Here is a 16,882-nt window from a genome sequence, read left to right on the forward strand (position 1 = left end):
GGGGTATGGTTTCCACCTTTCTGGCACCGAGGGCCGGGGATGGAAAGTCCGGATCGCATGACGTGGCTATCCGCTTCTGCGGTTTCGCGCTAGCACGGTGAGATGAGCGGTGAGGGCTGAGATGCGGGCAATCCTTGAGCGGCTGGTGGCATTTGACACGGTAAGTTCAAAGCCGAACATGGCGCTGATGCGGTATGTGAAGGAGGTGCTGGAAAGCGCGGGCATCGCACCCCTGCTGATCCCCGATGCCGATGGCACCAAAGCCAACCTCTTTGCCAGCATTGGCCCCGTTGGCGCGGGCGTGATGCTGTCTGGCCATACCGATGTGGTACCCGTTGAAGGGCAAGCGTGGACCTACCCGCCCTTCGCGCTGACCAAGGCCGAGGGGCGGCTCTATGGGCGCGGCACGGCGGACATGAAGGGCTTTGTCGCTTGCGCAGTTGCGGCAATGCTGGCGGCATCGAAGCGGCCGTTGAAGGTGCCACTGCATCTGGCACTGTCGTATGACGAGGAGATCGGCTGCATGGGGGTGCGCAGTTTGATCGACATGCTGGAGGCCGCACCGCAGCGCCCGCGCATGTGCATCGTGGGCGAACCGACGGGAATGCAGGTGGCGACCGGGCACAAAGGCAAAGTGGCGTTGCGCGCGACCTGCGTCGGGCGCGAGGGACATTCGGCGTTGGCGCCGATGGCGCTGAACGCGCTGCATCTGGCGGCGGATTTCGTCGGCGCGGTGCGCGGCTTGCAGGCCGATGTCGTGGCAACCGGGTTGCGTGATGGTGATTATGACGTGCCCTATACCACGCTGCATGTGGGCAAGCTGAATGGCGGCGTGCAGGTGAACATCGTGCCCAATCTTGCGGTGCTGGATTTTGAAATCCGGTCCCTGGCCGGCGACGACCCTGAAACACTGATTGCAAGACTTCGGTGGGCGGCAGAGGAGATCGTTGCCCCGCTGCGCGCAGCGTTTCCTGAGGCTGAAATCAGGGTCGAACGCTTGTGGGACTATCCGGGACTGGGCACGTCGTCAGACGCGGGGGTGGTGACTTTCGTCAAGGGGCTGACTGGGGCGAACGGCACGATCAAGGTGGCGTTCGGGACGGAGGGCGGGCTGTTTGACACGCGGCTGGGCATCCCCACGGTGATCTGCGGGCCGGGATCGATGGCGCAGGGGCACAAGCCGGACGAGTATGTGAGTGTGGAACAGCTGGGCCGGTGCGAGGCGATGCTTGCGGCGCTGATCGACCGGCTGGAGGCCGGGTTCTAGCGCCCGCCGCTATAGGCGAAACGGTAGGCCAGCGCCACGCCGCCCGCACCGCCCACGATGTTGCCCAAGCTGACCCATGCCAGCGCGGTGGCGGCAGACGCAATGCTCACCTCTGCCCCGGCGAACATTCCAAGCGGCAACAGAAACATGTTGGCGATCAAATGCTCCAGCCCAAGCAGCACAAAGGTGGTGACGGGCCATAAGATCGCAAGGATCTTGCCGGTGGTGTCGCGCGCCGAAAACGACAGCCAGACTGCGAGACACACCAGCGCATTGCACAATGCGCCGCGAGTGAATGCCTCTAACGGGCCCAAGGCGGCCTTTGCGGTTGCCACCTTGGCGGCGGTAGCCCCAAAGGGCGCATCCAGCAGTCCGCTGAAATGGAATGCCAAAGCCAGTCCGACGGCCCCGAGGAAATTGCCAAGATAGACCACGATCCAGCTTCGTATCAGGTCTTTCAGCGTGATCTTGCGGTCTACCGCCGCCATCACCATCAGCGCATTGCCGGTGAAAAGCTCTGCCCCGCCAACGATGCACAGGATCAGGCCAACCGAAAACACCGCGCCACCCAGCACGCGAACCGGCCCAAAACCAGGATCGGCGCCGGTGATCGCCATCAGATACGCTGCTGCGCCGAACCCGATGAACGCCCCGGCCAGCAGGGACAGCATGATCATCTGCGGCAGCGGCAGATGTGCCTTGGCGACGCCGGCGCTTTCGATCAGGGCCGCAATCTGGGCGGGCTTGTAGGCGTCATGATCACTGTCCATGACCGCACTCTGAACCCGTCAGGCAGATTTGCCAATCGGTCTGTCAGCGGCCCAGAACGGCAAGCCGCACAGCGGCGGCAACATCGATCCGGTAGTGACCGGTGATCGGAAAGGCGAAAAGGATGTCTTCCTCACGCGCGCCAGCGCCGATGTTGTGCAGGATCAATGGGTGGCTGCGGTCGGTGCTCATCTGGTCAGACACGATGCCGATATGCGCCAGATTTCCCGGCAGGCTCCAGGTCACAATGTCGCCGGGCAGGTAGGGGGTCGGATCGTCTGTCACCGGCAGCGCGGCACCGACGCGCGTGAACAGCGTCTGCAGGTTGGGCACCCGGCGGTGGTCGATGTTGCGGTCCGGCGAGGCCAAGCCCCACAGGTCTGGATAGGCGCTGAACGCCGAGGTCATGTCGCGGTTGACCGCCAGTTGCAGGTCGATCCCCCAGCCGTCGCGCAGGGCACGGATCACAACATCGGTGCAAACGCCGCGATCACGCGCGATATCACCGCCCGGAAAGGCCAGGCGCACATAGCCGGGGTCGTAGATCGTGGTCACGCCGACCTGTGTCCGCGCTGCTGTGGTCAGCTGCGAAGGTTCGGCCGCAACGACCGGCAGAGCGAGGACTGGCAGGGCGAAGAAAAGCAGGGCGATGAGGGTGCGCATGCCGCGATGATGCCTTGTGGAAGGGCGGCTGGCTAGAAGGGTAGGGCAGACCTGTCGCCGAAGGTGGCGTCTTTCCGCCGGAGGGGGTAGAACGCCACCATGGCAATCACCCTGACGTCCCTGACTGACCTTGCAACGCTGCGCTTTGACGACATCATCGATGTGCGCGCGCCTGCGGAATTTGCCGAAGACCATCTGCCCGGTGCGATCTCCTTGCCTGTCCTGAGCGACGAGGAGCGCGCGCGGGTGGGCACCGTGTACAAGCAGGTAAGCCCGTTCACCGCGCGCAAGATGGGGGCGGCGCTGGTGGCGCGGAATGCGGCGCTGCATCTGGAAGGCGCGCTGGCCGACAAGACGGGCGGCTGGCGGCCGATGGTCTATTGCTGGCGCGGGGGGCAAAGATCCGGGTCGTTTGCCACGATCCTGAGCCAGATCGGCTGGCGGGTGGAAACGCTGGCGGGTGGGTACAAATCGTGGCGGGGGCTGGTGGTCAAAGCTGTGTATGACACGCCAATGACCGCCCCGGTGGTGGTTCTGGATGGCAATACCGGATCGGCCAAGACCGAGGTTTTGAACATGCTGCCGGCGCGCGGGGTTCAGGTGATCGACCTTGAGGGTCTGGCGCGGCATCGCGGATCATTGTTCGGCTCGCTCGGGGCGCAGCCGTCGCAAAAGGCGTTCGAGGCAGCGCTTGCGATGGCGATTGCGGCGCTTGACCCGACGCGCCCGGTGGTGATCGAGGCGGAAAGTTCCAAAGTGGGCGAGCGTCGCTTGCCGCCGGAAATCTGGAAGGCGATGGTGGCCGCGCCGCGCGTGGCCATTGCCGCACCTGTGGCGGCGCGGGCGGCTTACCTCACGCGGGCCTATGCGGACATGACGGCGGATCCGGCACGTCTGGCGGCAACGGTGGAGTTGTTGCGCCCGTTGCACCCGGCCGAAGTGATCGAAAGCTGGCAGGCGATGGCCGCGGCGGGGGATTTCGTGCCACTGACCGTAGGGTTGATGGCGCGGCATTATGACCCGCGCTACACCAAGCATCGCGACCGGGTGGCAGTGCCTTTTACCGAAGTGGTGGTGGATGATCTGTCTGAAACGGCGCTGCCGGGGCTGGCCGACCGGGTGGCGGCTGCGGTTCTGGCATTGCGTTGAAGGCTTTGGCGGGGTCGCTCGGAAGCAAGTGGAGCGGCGTTCCGCCGCACGCCTTTTCATGTCGCCTGCGCGGCCATGGCCGCTTGGCTCCGCGTGCCTCCGGCGGGGATATTTGGCGAAGCGGAAGGTATCAGGCCGTGACAGTCAGATATGGACGGCCTTCGGTAATGTGGCCGATCAGGGCGGCGGTTTCGCCAGCGCTGGCAAGGGCATCCAGCACGGATTCGGCCTGATCTGCAGGGATCGCGGCCAGCAAGCCGCCCGCGGTCTGCGGATCATGTAAGAGTGCGGCGCGGGGGGTGTCGGGGGTGGTCATCCGCCCGATCGTGCCCGCGCGGTTTTCCGCTGCAAGGCTGGAGCTGTGGCCCGCATTGGCCAGCGCTTCGGCCCCCGGTATCAGAGGCAGATTGGCCAGGCTGATCGTGGCAGCGGCGCCCGAGGCCTCAAGCAGTTCGAGCAGGTGCCCGGCAAGGCCGAAGCCAGTGATGTCGGTCATGGCATGGGCGTGCGGCGCAAGGATCGCGGCGGCTGCGCCAAGCGGGCGTTGCATGATGCCGAGGCATGTGGCGACCGCCTCGCCCAGAAGCAGGCCCGGCACCAACGCCATGGCCATTTCGGCGGCAAGAATGGTGCCCGAACCGATTGGCTTTGTCAGGATCAGCACATCGCCGGGCTGGGCGCCGGCTTTGGTAACCGCGCGGTTGGCAATGCCGGTCACAGTGAAACCGATGGTCAGTTCAGCGCCTTGCGAGGTGTGGCCGCCGACGATGTCTGCGCCAGCTGCGCGAAAGACTTCGGTCGCTGCTTGCATGATCTCGGCAAGCATCCGGGCCTGCAGTGCGGGACCAAGACGGGGCAGGGTGATCTGGGCCAACGCCACCTGCGGCGCGGCGCCCATGGCCCAGACGTCGCCCATCGCGTGAATGGCGGTGATCCGCGCCATCACCCGGGGATCGTTGGTGAAGGCGCGCAAATGGTCCGTGGTCATCACCTGAACACCGCCCGCTGTAGCGAGGATGGCAGCATCGTCGCCCGGGCCGGAAAGCACATCGCGGCGCTGTGGCGCGGGCAGTGCTGCCAGCGCATCGTGCAACACTGACGGGCCAAGCTTGGCGCCGCAGCCACCGCAAAGCGGCTTTTGCCCAATGGTTTCGGCCAGACCTGACGTTGCCTCACGGGGCACTGCGGGCAAGGGCATGGCCGGATAGGCCGCGAACCTGGCCATGAAGGCAGTGTCGATCCGGTGTTTCAGCCGCCACAACCAATGACCGGACAGGCGCAGCCCGAACTTGTCGGCGACGGCAGATTGCCCGCCGGTCGAGACAAGTTTCAGGTAGTCGCGCTGCGGGCGGAACCGGCGAAGCGTGCCGCCGGTCAGGGAAGCGCGCAGATTGCGGTGTAGCACCGGGGCTGCACGGACGGCAAAGACGCCCGCCTTGGGACGCGGGTTCTCGGTCAGGTGCGCGCAATCGCCGACCGCAAACACCGCGGGGTCGGAGGTTTGCAAGGTGGCGCTGACGGCAAGGAAACCGTTGGCCAGGGCAAGGCCGGTGTCGGCAAACCATGGGTTTGGTCGGCCATTGGTGACGGTAAGGGTGAAGTCTGATCCCAGCGTCTCGCCGGTGGTGAGGGTGACGCTGGTTTCGGTGACCGCGCGGGCAAGCGCGCCTGTCAGAAACCGGATACCAAGTGCCGCGGCCTCGCGCAGGATTGCGGACCTGGCGGCACGACCGACGCCCGGCAACAGCTGCGGGCCTTGATCGACGACGGTGATTTGGGCGCGGGTGCCAAGCTGCTGGAGCCGGAAGGCCGAAGCCATCGCCAGTTCAACGCCGCCTATGCCGCCTCCGATAATGGTGATCCGGGGAAAGGCCAAGCGGCGGGCAAGGAACTTGTCCCACCGTGCGGCGTATGCGCCCAGCGGCTTGGCTGGCGTGGCATAGGCTGCAGCACCCGCGAGGTCTGGCAGGTCTGAGGTGATGCCTGTGTCGATCGAGGCGATATCAAATGGCAACGGCGGCTGACCGGACAGATGCACCAGTCTTGCGTCCAGATCCAGCCCGGTGGCCGCATCCAGAATAAGCCGCGCCCCGGCAAAGCGCGCCAGCCGCACCAGGTCGATCATCAAGTCGTGGCGGCTGTAATGCCCGGCGATATGGCCGGGCAACATGCCGGTATAGGGTGCCGCGGGGCCGGGGTTGATCAAAGTCAGCCGGGTGCCGGGCAGCGGGTCCATCGCCCACATCCGCAGCACCAGTGCGTGCGCGTGGCCGCCACCGACCAACACAAGATCGCGCACGGCTGGGTGGGAGGCAGGTATCATGCGGAAAACCATCAAAAGGTGCAACAGGGGCAAGCCCGCGCGACCCTATCCGCAGCAGTGCGGAAAGGCGAGGGCGGCAGGTGCAGACGACGGCAGGTCCGGCTGCGCGACCATGGCTGCATGACTGTGGCCGGGCATTGCTGAGGTGTTGAGTGTGAGCGGCTTACGTGGGATCACTTGCGGACCAGCGCCTCAGAACCGGATGACAAATGAAGTCAAGATCGCGGATCACGGTTTCCCAGACCCAGCGGCTGTCCCTGAACACCGGACTGGCGACGGCGATCCGGATTCTGCGTGCCGACGCGGCGGGCCTGTCGCGATATCTTGAGGAACAGGCGGCGGAAAATCCGCAGTTGGTGCTGGCCCGGCAATCGCTTGGTGAATGGCTGCCGCGGTGGCGCGATGCGCTGGTCCGGTCAAGCGGGCGCGGGCAGGATCCGGGGGGCGAAGCGCCAGAAATCGAAGCGGCGGGGCCAAGTCTGGTTGCGCATGCCTGGGCTGCGGTTGCCGCGATGCGGCTTCAGGATCGGGACGCGCGGATCGCCGGCACCCTGATCGAGGCGCTGGAGCCGAGTGGCTGGCTTGGGGCGTCACTGGCGGCGATTGCCAAGCAGTCGAACGCGTCCGTGGCCGAGGTCACTGCGGTTCTGACGCAGGTGCAACAGCGGATCGACCCGCCTGGTCTGTTTGCCCAATCGCTAGCCGATTGCCTGCGCTTGCAAGCCGCAGAGGCGGATGAGTTGGATGCGGTGGTGCAAGGCGTGCTTGCACGGCTTGAATGGGTGGCGGCGGGGGACCTTGGTCGAATCGCGCGGGAACTTGGGGTGAGCGAGCAGGTGGTCCGGCAGAAAATCGCGGTGATCCGGGGGTTTGATCCCAAGCCCGGCACGCAGTTTCAGGCCTGTGCCGCGCCGATACGGGAACCCGATCTGATGGCCCGCAAAGGCGATGCGGGGTGGGAGATTTCGCTGAACCGGTCGGCCCTGCCGGCGCTGTCGTTGGCCGAAAAGAAGGGTAAGGGCCGGGCTGCGGCGCAGGCGCTGATCCGTATGGTCGAAGGCCGCAATGCCACGCTGTTGACGGTGGGGCGTGAGATCCTGATGCGTCAGGCAGCGGCTCTTGAAACCGGCGTCGGCGCGTTGGAGCCGATGACCATGGCCGAGGTGGCCGAAGCCGTCGGTCTGCACCAAAGCACGATCAGCCGGGTCGTGGCCGGTGCTGCGGTGGATACACCGAAGGGCACTTGGTGGCTGCGCGCATTGTTCAGCCAGGCGATATCGGAAGACGGCCTGTCGGCGGCGGCGTTGCGGGATCGGCTGATGCGGCTGGTGACGCAGGAAGACGGCACGCGTCCCTTGTCAGATGCGGCTCTGGCCGAGGCGCTGTCAGCGGCGGGCATGCCTGTTGCGCGCCGCACCGTGGCCAAATATCGCGGAATGCTCGGCCTGCCCCCGGCACATCGGCGGCGCAAGGCGGGGGCTCGGCGCGGCTAGCCATCCCTAATCGGCGCAACCAATGGCGCGTTTGTTTCGACATCTGTCGCGCCGAGGGGTGACGTTTCAGGCTGACCGGGCTAGCAGGGGCGAGAACTGGCAGGCGAGGCGCGTGATTATGGCCTATTTTCTAGGTGTCGATACCGGGGGCACCTACACCGATGCAGTGATCCTTGATCAGGCTGCCAACCGCGTGATTGGCAAGGCCAAGGCGCTGACCAGCCGCCACAATCTGGCGGTGGGTATCGGCGAGGCGGTAGATGCGGCGATTGCGGCGGCGGGTGTCACCCCGTCGGAAGTGGCCCTTGTGTCGCTGTCCACCACGCTTGCCACCAATGCGCTGGTCGAGGGGCAGGGCGGCCGTGTTGCCCTGATCTTCATTGGCTTTGATGCGGATGATCTGGGCCGGGGCGGGCTGATCGAGGCGCTGAAGGGCGATCCGGTGATTTCGTTCGCCGGTGGCCACAGCCATGCTGGTACCGAAACGGCGCCGCTTGATCTGACGGCACTGGAACAGTCGGTGCGGGGTCTTGGCGATGAAGTGATGGGATTTGCGGTGGCCGCACGCTTTGCCACCCGTAACCCCGCGCATGAGATTGCCGCGCGCGAGGTGATCCGCCGGGTGACCGGCCGCCCAGTAACCTGCAGCCACGAATTGTCGGCCCAGTTGAACGGACCAAAGCGGGCACTGACGGCAGTGCTGAACGCGCGGTTGATCGGGATGATCGACCGGCTGGTCGCGGCCTGCGAACAGCATCTGGCCGCGGTCGGGATCGATGCGCCCTTGATGGTGGTGCGCGGTGACGGGGCGTTGATTTCGGCTGCCATGGTCCGCGAACGCCCGATCGAGACAATCCTGTCCGGCCCTGCGGCAAGCATCGTCGGTGCACGCTGGTTGACCGGTGCGTCAGACGCGCTGGTCAGTGACATCGGCGGCACCACGACGGATGTGGCGCTGTTGCGCGGCGGTCTGCCCGAGATCGACCCGCAAGGCGCCCGTGTCGGCGGCTTTCGCACCATGGTCGAGGCGGTGGCGATGCGCACCACGGGCCTTGGCGGCGACAGCGAGGTGCATTTGCTTACCGAAGGGCTGACCGGTGGCCTGCGGCTTGGCCCAAGGCGGCTGATTCCGGTGGCCTTGCTGGCCGTGGATCACGGGCCAATGGTGCATGCCGCCCTTGACCGCTGGCTCAGCACCGAAGTCACGGGCGAGATGGACGGCCGATTTGTGGTGCCGATGACCGGCCAGACCGGCGGGCTTTCCACGCGCGAAGCGGCGGTGTTGGCACGCATCGCGGCACCGATGCCAATGGCGCAGGCGTTGACCTCACGGCTGGAGGTGGCGGCGCTGGAGCGGCTGGTTTCGCGCGGGTTGGTGATGATCTCGGGGGTGACGCCGTCGGATGCGTCGCATGCGCTGGGCCGGCTTGCGGCCTGGGACAAGGTTGCGGCGGAAAAGGCAGTGCGCCTGATTGCGCGGCGACGGACCGGGGCAGGAGAGAGGTTCGCCACTGGGCCAGAAGCCTTTGCGCAGGCCGTTGTCGACCAACTTACTGCGCAAACCGTGGACTGCCTGCTGGAAGCGGCGTTTGGCGAAGATCCGGCCTTTTCGGACCAGCTGCCCGAGGCGCTGGCCCGGCATCCGCTAACGACCGCAGGGTTGGCAGGACACCGCGGTGTGATGGAGATTACCGCCAGGCTTGGCGTGCCGGTGATCGGGCTTGGGGCCTCTGCTCCATCCTATTATGGCGCCGTGGGAGTGCGGCTGGGGTGCGAGATGATCCTGCCTGAACATGCGGGCGTCGCCAACGCGATCGGCGCCGTGGCGGGGCAAGTCAGTCAGCGCGCAACCGGCCTGGTGTCTTCGCCCGGAGAGGGGCGCTTTACAGCGCATCTGGCGACCGGCCTGCAAACCTTCAAATCCTGCGACGAGGCGCTTGTCGTGATGGAGGCTGCACTGGTCGCTGAAGCGTCAGAGCGGGCAAGGCGCGCCGGTGCGGTGGATCTGCGCATAGAAGCCAAGCGCGACATTCGTGAAGCCGAAGTAGAGGGCCGGCGCATGTTCATCGAAGCCACCCTGACAGCCACTGCGTCGGGCCGCCCGAGGGTGGCGCGCGGGTGACAAAGTGATCTGACGGGCACAGGACAAACCCGTTACTTGCCGCGCGGGCCAGCCACGTTCGTCGCCGTCGCGCATTTCCGGGGTTCTCGTCGGCGCTGCGCCGTACCGCTGCCTGTGCTGCGGTGCGATCTGGCGCCGCAAACTACGCGATTCGGCCTTGACCTTGGGAAGGGTCACCCTTAATGCCCCCCACAGTGGCTAGGTAGCTCAGCTGGTTAGAGCACGCGACTCATAATCGCGGGGTCGGGGGTTCGAGTCCCCCCCTCGCCACCACCTAAATCTTCCAACATCCTGACAATAAACGGAAAATCGGCCCCACTTTTGGGCCAACCCACCGATTTTCCCACCAACAGGGTCTCGAAGCGCAAGAAACCGTCCTCCCGGCCAGTGTCGCGCTGGCCGTGTCACCCCGCCTTACGACGGAATGCAGAAGAACAAAGATGCAAGTGATTCCCGACACAGTGTCCCGCGCTCACAGCGATACCGACATACAACTCCAGACAGTTAAGGGGCTTCTGTTCGCCCTTGATGAGATCATCCCAGAGTGCGAGGGCCTCAACACGCCAGACCCTCGGTCGAGCGCGATCTTCTCGCTCATCGAGGTCGTTAAGGTCCAAGCTGCCAAGGTCCGCGAGAGCCATGATGCGGAATGGCGGGCATGGCACGCTCCGAAGCTGAAAGTGGCGGAATAGCAGGGCCATGGCGATGAGGGACGTTCTTGGCATGCTCGACGTGATGCGACCTCCGCACGAGCCGAAGCGCCAAGGTGCCGTTGCCCACATGTAGGCCTGAGCATAGATTGGTGACGGGATGAAGATGGCTCTCCGGCAAGAAGGCCGGGGGTCCGACTACTGGGGGGGAGGGGGGAAGATTCCAGCGGCCCGGACCTTTACTCCACTCCCCCTCGCGAAGTTTCCAGAAATTTTTCAATTCTTGGAGGATTCATGCGACGTGACTTATGGCCGCTCAGGGCTTTCTTTGCATTGGCGGCTATCTTCTTTGAGGGTAAGGATTTCTCGTTCCACGGTTTTCCCACTTCACCGAACAATTTTGTCGCTCGTCGGGCTGCTGCTGATCTTTGACGCTCAGAGTGTCCAGTGGAGCGACTTGGGCGGTCCCAGGCAATGCGGTAGATGGCGGCTTCGAGCCCTGAGCGGTCGTTCGCCCGGAACATGGCGCGCTCGATCGACGTGCAGGTGCAACGACGCACCCGGCCCAAAGCGGCCATTCGAGGCTGGAGCCGTTGACACGATCAGTCAGTGCTTCTTGGGCAGCACCACTTCTGGTGACCAAGGCGGAACTGGCAAGGTTTTGCGGACCTCGCAAGCACTTTGCCGGTGAGCTGTCAGGCCGCAGTCCATTTGCTCCAATTCAGGTAGTCGGTCGCAAAGCGGTCCAGCAAGTCATCGGTCACGTTTGGCATTACGATAGCATGCGCCAGCCCCTTGTTGGCGGCCAACTGGTATCGATTCACGATCTCGGGTCCCGGCTCGCCGAAGACCACGGTCAGGGCATAAGGGTTGCAAAGTACCGGCCTGCCACTGGCACGCAAGCGGTCCGCCAGCGCCTCTGCCTTAAGCGAACAGCCAAGCGCATCATGGGCGTAACCGCCGTAGCCATGCCCGAACAGCCGCGCCCAGATCGACAGAACGGCATGGCCGTTTCGCGACCCCATCAGCGTGGTGTCGTTCGATTTGAGGTAGGCCACAGCGCGCGCGATCCGGTCGACATGGATGCGCCGAGCGACCAGTGCGCCGCAGGGCATCGGTGTGCCGATCATCTTGTGGCCCGACGTCGAGATGCTGTCGATCCCCATCTCGAACGACGGGCGAATGCGGTCCGGCGCTCCTTGGAGGAAGGGGATCACCATGGCGTTTAGCGCCCCGTCCACATGCACATAGCGCCGGTCGCGACCAAGGCCTGTCGCCTCCAGCACCACCAGTGCGCCGGCGATATCGTCATGCGCGCCTTTCATCGTCGTGCCGCAGGTCAGCGCCAGGATCACCGGTCGCCCGTTCAGCCCCGCCACCGCCGTCGCAAGCGCGGCAAGGTCGATCTCGCCCGCCGGGTTCGACGGCACCTCGACCGCGTCGATCCGCTGGATGCGCGCGGCTTTGGGGATCGAGTAGTGCGCGTCGGCGCTGTACAGCAGGACGGCATCCGGCAGTGCCTCGCGGCCCAGATAGATGCCCCAAATGTTGCCCTCGGTGCCGCTGGCGCCGATCGTGCCCCAGTAGTCATCGAGGTTCACGCAGCCCCAGAGCCGCATCAACCAGGAGACCGCTTCGCGCTCGAGCTCGCAGACTTCTGAGGCGTAATGCGATCCGACATAGGGGTCGCCAAGGTTGTTGATCAGGAACTGCTGCAGGGTGGCCGGCACGCCCGGACCGAACGACAGGTTATAGGGATAGCCAAGGTGGGTCTGGTGCGCTGCGCGCATGCGCTGCTCGGTCTGAACCAGTCGGCCCATTAGCTCGTCGTTCAATGAACGGTGCAGGGACGGGCCCCGCGGAAAGGCGTGGGTCATGCTGTGGACCTCCAAAAGGGAAAGCAAAAGGATCGGGGCGGAGGCAGGTCCGCCCCGAAAGCCAGGCGGAAAGTCAGTTGACCAGGTGTGCCATTTTTTCGCGGACGCCCTTGTCGCAGATCAAGAACCGAGACCGATTGGTATGTGAATTGACTTCGGTTCTTCGTCCGGCCCGGGCATTTGCGTCGGCGAGCATCTTGGCCATGCAGTTTCTGACTTCGGCCCGGTAGGTGGTGCGAAGTGTTGCGCAGTCTTCGGTGGGATCGGCTAACGAGCCGACGAGCGGGCACGCTTCGGCGGGGCTGGCCTTGACCGTGGTTTCGGCCAGGACCGGCCCCGAGAGGGTGGCAAGCAGGAAAAGGGAAAGTGCAGAGAGGATCTTCATGGCAATGAACTCCAGAAAAAGGGTGTTGGTGCCTTGCGGCGGAAACTGGTCGGCCTCGACCAAAAGGCGCTTGAACCGGCAGTGACATAAGCCTGCTACCGGGTGCGTGATCGCTGCGTGAAGCGGGCGGTAAATCTTTGCGACGCCGGCAGTAGCGATCCGGACGGCACTGTTCACGCGCGTGTCACGGCGCGGTCACGGCAGCGGGTTCAGCCTGGTTCTGCAACGCATCTAGCGACGCATTGATCGACCAATCCATTTTCCCGAGGAGCTTTCCATGACCAATTTGGACAAAGTGCAGACCGCGCGCCTGGCGGCCACCTATGTAAGCGCTGCGCCGGGCTATTTCGAAAAGCGCGGCCTTCGGCGCCATGCCGGGGTCTGGTCGCTCTGGGCGCTTGGGGTCGGCGCCGTCATCTCGGGGCATTTCTCGGGGTGGAACCTTGGCCTTGCCGCAGGCGGCTGGGGGGGCATGCTGATCGCCGCCGCCATAATGGCCGTGATGTTCCTGGCGCTATCGCTTTGCATTGCCGAGATGAGCACCACCTTGCCGCTCAACGGCGGGTCCTACCCCTTTGCGCGCTTTGCGCTGGGGCCGTTCTGGGGCTTCGTCTCGGGCATTTGCGAGCATATCGAATATGTGCTGACCCCCGCTGTCATCTGCTACTTCATCGGCGCCTATCTTGGCGCGATCTTCGGCCCCTCGGTGCCCGAGCCTGTCTGGTGGATCGGGACCTACGTCGTCTTTCTTGCTCTCAACATGCTTGGCGTGGCGCTGACATTCCGGATCACCCTGGTCATAACACTGGCCTCGCTTGGCGTTCTGCTGTTCTTCTGCGCCGTCGCCTTGCCACACGTCGATTTCGGCCGCTGGGCATTGAACATCGCCGCTGACGGGACCGAACTTCCGCGCGGAAACGGTCCATTCCTGCCGATGGGCTGGTCCGGGGTTCTGGCTGCACTTCCCTTTGCGGTCTGGCTGTATCTGGCCATCGAGGAAACCCCGCTGGCGGCCGAGGAAGCGGTCGATCCGGTTCGTGACGTGCCGAAGGGCATCCTGCTGGCGCTGGCCACGTTGATCCTCACGGCGTTCCTGATCGTCGCGATCAACCCGGCTGTCGAAGGGGTGGGTGCCCATGCCCTGGCGCAATCGGGAGAGCCGGTGCTGGACGGGTTCCGTGCACTTTTCGGCGGGGCAAGCGCCGATATGCTGGGGCTGATCGCCCTTTCGGGGCTGGTGGCAAGCTTTCACGCGATCCTTTTCGCGCAAGGCCGGCAGATCTTTGCGCTTTCGCGCGCGGGCTATCTGCCCTCGGGGTTGTCGCTGACCAATGGTGGCCGCCAGACCCCGGTTGTGGCGATGCTGGCCGGATCGGGCCTTGGCCTGGCTTTCATGCTGATCCTGTCAGTGAGCCTTGGTCAGGCCGAGGCCGGGACGTTGATCGGGTCGGTTCTTTTGAACATGGCGGTTTTCGGGGCGATGCTGTCCTACCTCTCGCGTGCCGCGGCGTTTTTGGTGCTGCGGCGGGATTACCCGCGCCTGCCGCGCCCGTTCCGCAGCCCACTGGGCCGCTTCGGCGGCTGGCTGACCATCGCGATCTGCCTGGTGACTCTCGTCTGTCAGGTGCAGGACACGCGCTTTCTGCAAGGCTCGTTCTGGGTGGTCATCTGGCTAGCGCTCGCCATCGCCTACTACCTGATGGTGGCCCGCCACCGGCTGATCCTGACCCCGGACGAGACTGCCGCCCGCAAGGCCGCCCAACTTGCAACCGACCGGTTGGCAACATGAGCCCGAACCAGGCCACGGCCCTAGCCCTGATGGCCGCGCTGGCCTGGGGCATCGGCAACGTCGCGCAGAAGACCATTCTGGAGCATCTGGACGGCTTTGCCGCGACCGGCATCACCGCGCTTGTCGGGGTGGTGGTGCTGCTGCCGCTGCTCCTGCGGGAAAGCTCGGCCGATCTGCCCCCGGTCAGGGGATCACTGCCACTCCTGCTGGCGATATCGCTTCTGTTCACCTTTGCCAGCACCGTCATGCAGTTCGGTTATGGGCTGACCACGGTCACCAACGCAGGGTTCATGGTCAACACGGCCGCTGTCCTGACCCCGGTCCTGGCCTGGCTCTTCCTGTCGCAGCGACCGCATCTGGCGATCTGGCCCGCGAGCCTGTCGACGCTCCTGGGCATCTTCCTAATGGCCGGGGCAAGCTGGTCCGGCCTGACCCCGGGTGATCTTCTGGCACTGCTGTCGGCGCTGGGTTTTGCTGTCTGGACCCTGGCCGTCGGCGCCTATGTGATGCGCACCCGCCGACCGGTGCTGATGACGGTCGTGCAACTGGCGGTCAGCGGCGTTCTGTGCATCGGTCTTGGCACAGCCTTCCACGGTCTGCCAGCGCCGCACGCCCTGTCCGCTGCCTTGCCCGAGATCCTGTTCATGGGGCTTGTCTCGAAGGGTCTGGCCTATGTCCTCATGGCGATCGCGCAGCAGCACATCTCGGCCACTTGCGTCGGCGTTCTGGTCAGCGCCGAGGCGGTCTTCGGCGCGGCGATCGCAGCGCTTGTTCTTGGTGAAACCATGGGCATGCTGCGCGGCATTGGCAGCATTTGCATCATTCTTGGCGTGATCATAGCGGCACGGATCCCAACACAGCTGCCAGAGAGCCGCCCTTCGGCCCGGGCCCTGCAACCCTGAGGGGAACTTTGCTGAAACAGCAGCGTGTTGACACATCCATTGTTGAAAGGTTTGCGGCCAATGTGCAACGTTACGCTGGGGCAAGTTTCCAGGACGGGCGTAAATGGCGCGGTTTCAAGTCGACCTTTTGGGAAGCTGCCGGGCCGTCCGGCTTTCCAATGGCCAGGAGGTCGCCTTTCGCACCCGCAAGACGAGATGCCTTCTGGGTCTCTTGCTGCTCAGTCCGAACTCTCGAATGAACCGCGAACAACTGGCCTCGCTTCTGTGGGATCCGGCGCCCGAAGAGCTTGCCCGCAGCAGCCTTCGGCAGGCCCTCAAGGAGCTGCGCGAGGTGCTGCACCCAGACGGCGACGTCCTTGACTCCGACCGCTTCACCGTCGGTCTGCGCGGCGCGGAGTTTTCGGTGGACGTGTTGCGCTTTTGCGAGTTGATCACCACTGCTGCCGGGGATCAGGCAGCGCTCCTTGCCGCCGCTGCCCTTTGGCAGGGCGAGCTGTTCGGCACCGCCCAACCCAGCGCCCCGGTCTTCGAGGCCTGGCTTCAGATCGAGCGCTCGCACCTGCGATCGACACTGACCATGGCCTTGACCGATCATCTGGAACGACAGATCGCCGCCAGCGCCTTCACCGACACCGGTATCGCCGAGGAACTCGTGCGCGTCGAGCCGAGCCACGAGCTTGCCCACCAGTACCTGATGCGCTTTCATGCGCTGCGGGGCGACCAGTCGGCGGCCCTTCGCCAGTTCGCCCAACTGGAGCGGGCGCTGGCGGACGAGCTGGACAGCGAACCCAGCGAGGCATCGAACGACCTTCTGGTGGCCATCAAGAGCGGCGAGGTCTCGCTTCAGCGTTCGGCTGCGGCACCAATCCCGACTGTCCCTGCGATGTCACGCCTGGGCCCGCCCCGGATCACCATCCGTCCGCCACTGACCCGCTATCCCGACACCAGCAAGGACTACCTTGGTGAGGGTTTCGCGTATCTGGCAAAGGCCTGCCTGTCACGCTTTCGCTGCTGGATCGTCATTCCCTGGCCCGCGACCGGCTTTGACTCGGCCAGCGCGGTGGATTTCACCGCCATCGGCCGCGCCACCGACGCCGACTTCGCGGTGGACTGCGTGCTGGACTGGCGCACCGGGGGCGGCAAGTTGTTTGTCACGCTGATCGACTGCCGCGACGGCAGCGAAGTCTGGTCGCACCTTTTCCCGGTGGCCGAGCATGAATTGCAGGAAATCAGCTCATCCGTGGCCGGGGCCGTTGCTGCCAATCTGGCAAGCCAGGTCAACCACATCACCCTGTTGCGCCATGCCCGGAGCACGCCGGGGAACCCTGTTGCGTACGACCTTTGGCTGAAGGCGCACCAGCTTTCACGGCTTTGGTCGGCCGAGGCGGACTCGCAAGCTGAAGCGATGTTTCTGCGCGCAATCGAGCTGGACCCAGGACTTGCGGGCAGCCACGCAAGCCTTGCGCAGGTTCTATCAACCCGCAGCATGGTCCG

Annotated in this window: 13 protein-coding genes and 1 tRNA gene; 9 read left to right on the forward strand and 5 right to left on the reverse strand. The window is 64.8% G+C overall.

Annotated elements, in window-relative coordinates; translation table 11 throughout:
• Nucleotides 1–121 precede the first annotated feature (121 nt).
• Complete coding sequence (gene argE, locus RMO18_RS06525) at nt 122–1,267, forward strand: acetylornithine deacetylase (protein WP_309664691.1); 1,146 nt, start codon at nt 122–124, stop codon at nt 1,265–1,267.
• Here the strand turns inward: argE and RMO18_RS06530 are convergent.
• Together RMO18_RS06530 and RMO18_RS06535 are read right to left on the reverse strand one after the other, a co-directional pair.
• Nucleotides 1,264–2,037, reverse strand: coding sequence for a formate/nitrite transporter family protein (locus RMO18_RS06530; RefSeq protein ID WP_309664692.1), 774 nt, complete (start codon nt 2,035–2,037; stop codon nt 1,264–1,266). The two genes, argE and RMO18_RS06530, sit on opposite strands and share 4 nt — an antisense overlap.
• Before the next feature lie 43 nt (nt 2,038–2,080).
• A complete protein-coding gene (locus tag RMO18_RS06535; protein WP_309664693.1) occupies nt 2,081–2,698 on the reverse strand; it encodes a DUF1287 domain-containing protein in 618 nt (205 codons plus the stop codon).
• A gap of 99 nt (nt 2,699–2,797) precedes the next feature.
• Between RMO18_RS06535 and mnmH the strand changes: the two genes are divergently transcribed.
• A complete protein-coding gene (gene mnmH, locus RMO18_RS06540) occupies nt 2,798–3,847 on the forward strand; it encodes a tRNA 2-selenouridine(34) synthase MnmH (RefSeq protein WP_309664695.1) in 1,050 nt (349 codons plus the stop codon).
• Between the two features lie 130 nt (nt 3,848–3,977).
• Here mnmH and selD read toward each other — a convergent pair whose 3' ends face one another.
• Nucleotides 3,978–6,170, reverse strand: a complete 2,193-nt coding sequence (gene selD / locus RMO18_RS06545) for a selenide, water dikinase SelD (protein WP_309664696.1) — start codon at nt 6,168–6,170, stop codon at nt 3,978–3,980.
• 209 nt (nt 6,171–6,379) lie between these two features.
• On the opposite strand from selD, the gene rpoN reads away from it, so the two are divergent.
• From rpoN to RMO18_RS06565, 4 genes are all read left to right on the forward strand, one after another.
• A complete protein-coding gene (gene rpoN, locus RMO18_RS06550) occupies nt 6,380–7,663 on the forward strand; it encodes an RNA polymerase factor sigma-54 (RefSeq protein WP_309664697.1) in 1,284 nt (427 codons plus the stop codon).
• A gap of 118 nt (nt 7,664–7,781) precedes the next feature.
• The gene (locus RMO18_RS06555; RefSeq protein WP_309664699.1) at nt 7,782–9,785 is read left to right on the forward strand and encodes a hydantoinase/oxoprolinase family protein; all 2,004 of its coding nucleotides are present in this window, start codon (nt 7,782–7,784) and stop codon (nt 9,783–9,785) included.
• 196 nt (nt 9,786–9,981) lie between these two features.
• A tRNA-Met gene (locus RMO18_RS06560) sits at nt 9,982–10,058 on the forward strand.
• A gap of 167 nt (nt 10,059–10,225) precedes the next feature.
• Nucleotides 10,226–10,477: a hypothetical protein gene (locus RMO18_RS06565; RefSeq protein WP_309664700.1), complete on the forward strand. Its 252-nt coding sequence runs from the start codon at nt 10,226–10,228 to the stop codon at nt 10,475–10,477.
• Between the two features lie 653 nt (nt 10,478–11,130).
• Here the strand turns inward: RMO18_RS06565 and RMO18_RS06570 are convergent.
• Nucleotides 11,131–12,270 carry a histidine decarboxylase gene (locus tag RMO18_RS06570; protein WP_309664701.1) on the reverse strand — a complete coding sequence of 380 codons (1,140 nt, stop codon included), beginning with the start codon at nt 12,268–12,270 and terminating at the stop codon, nt 11,131–11,133.
• Between the two features lie 115 nt (nt 12,271–12,385).
• A complete protein-coding gene (locus tag RMO18_RS06575) occupies nt 12,386–12,874 on the reverse strand; it encodes a hypothetical protein (protein ID WP_309664702.1) in 489 nt (162 codons plus the stop codon).
• Between the two features lie 100 nt (nt 12,875–12,974).
• Between RMO18_RS06575 and RMO18_RS06580 the strand changes: the two genes are divergently transcribed.
• The 3 genes from RMO18_RS06580 to RMO18_RS06590 all read left to right on the forward strand — a co-directional run.
• Complete coding sequence (locus RMO18_RS06580) at nt 12,975–14,486, forward strand: amino acid permease (protein WP_309664703.1); 1,512 nt, start codon at nt 12,975–12,977, stop codon at nt 14,484–14,486.
• Nucleotides 14,483–15,388 carry a DMT family transporter gene (locus RMO18_RS06585; protein ID WP_309664704.1) on the forward strand — a complete coding sequence of 302 codons (906 nt, stop codon included), beginning with the start codon at nt 14,483–14,485 and terminating at the stop codon, nt 15,386–15,388. The genes RMO18_RS06580 and RMO18_RS06585 overlap by 4 nt, the downstream gene beginning before the upstream one ends.
• Before the next feature lie 103 nt (nt 15,389–15,491).
• On the forward strand, nt 15,492–16,882 hold a 1,391-nt coding region (locus tag RMO18_RS06590), incomplete at its 3' end, for a BTAD domain-containing putative transcriptional regulator (protein ID WP_309664705.1).

It is taken from the genome of Tabrizicola sp., from assembly GCF_031377265.1.
Lineage (GTDB): Bacteria > Pseudomonadota > Alphaproteobacteria > Rhodobacterales > Rhodobacteraceae > JAUYQR01.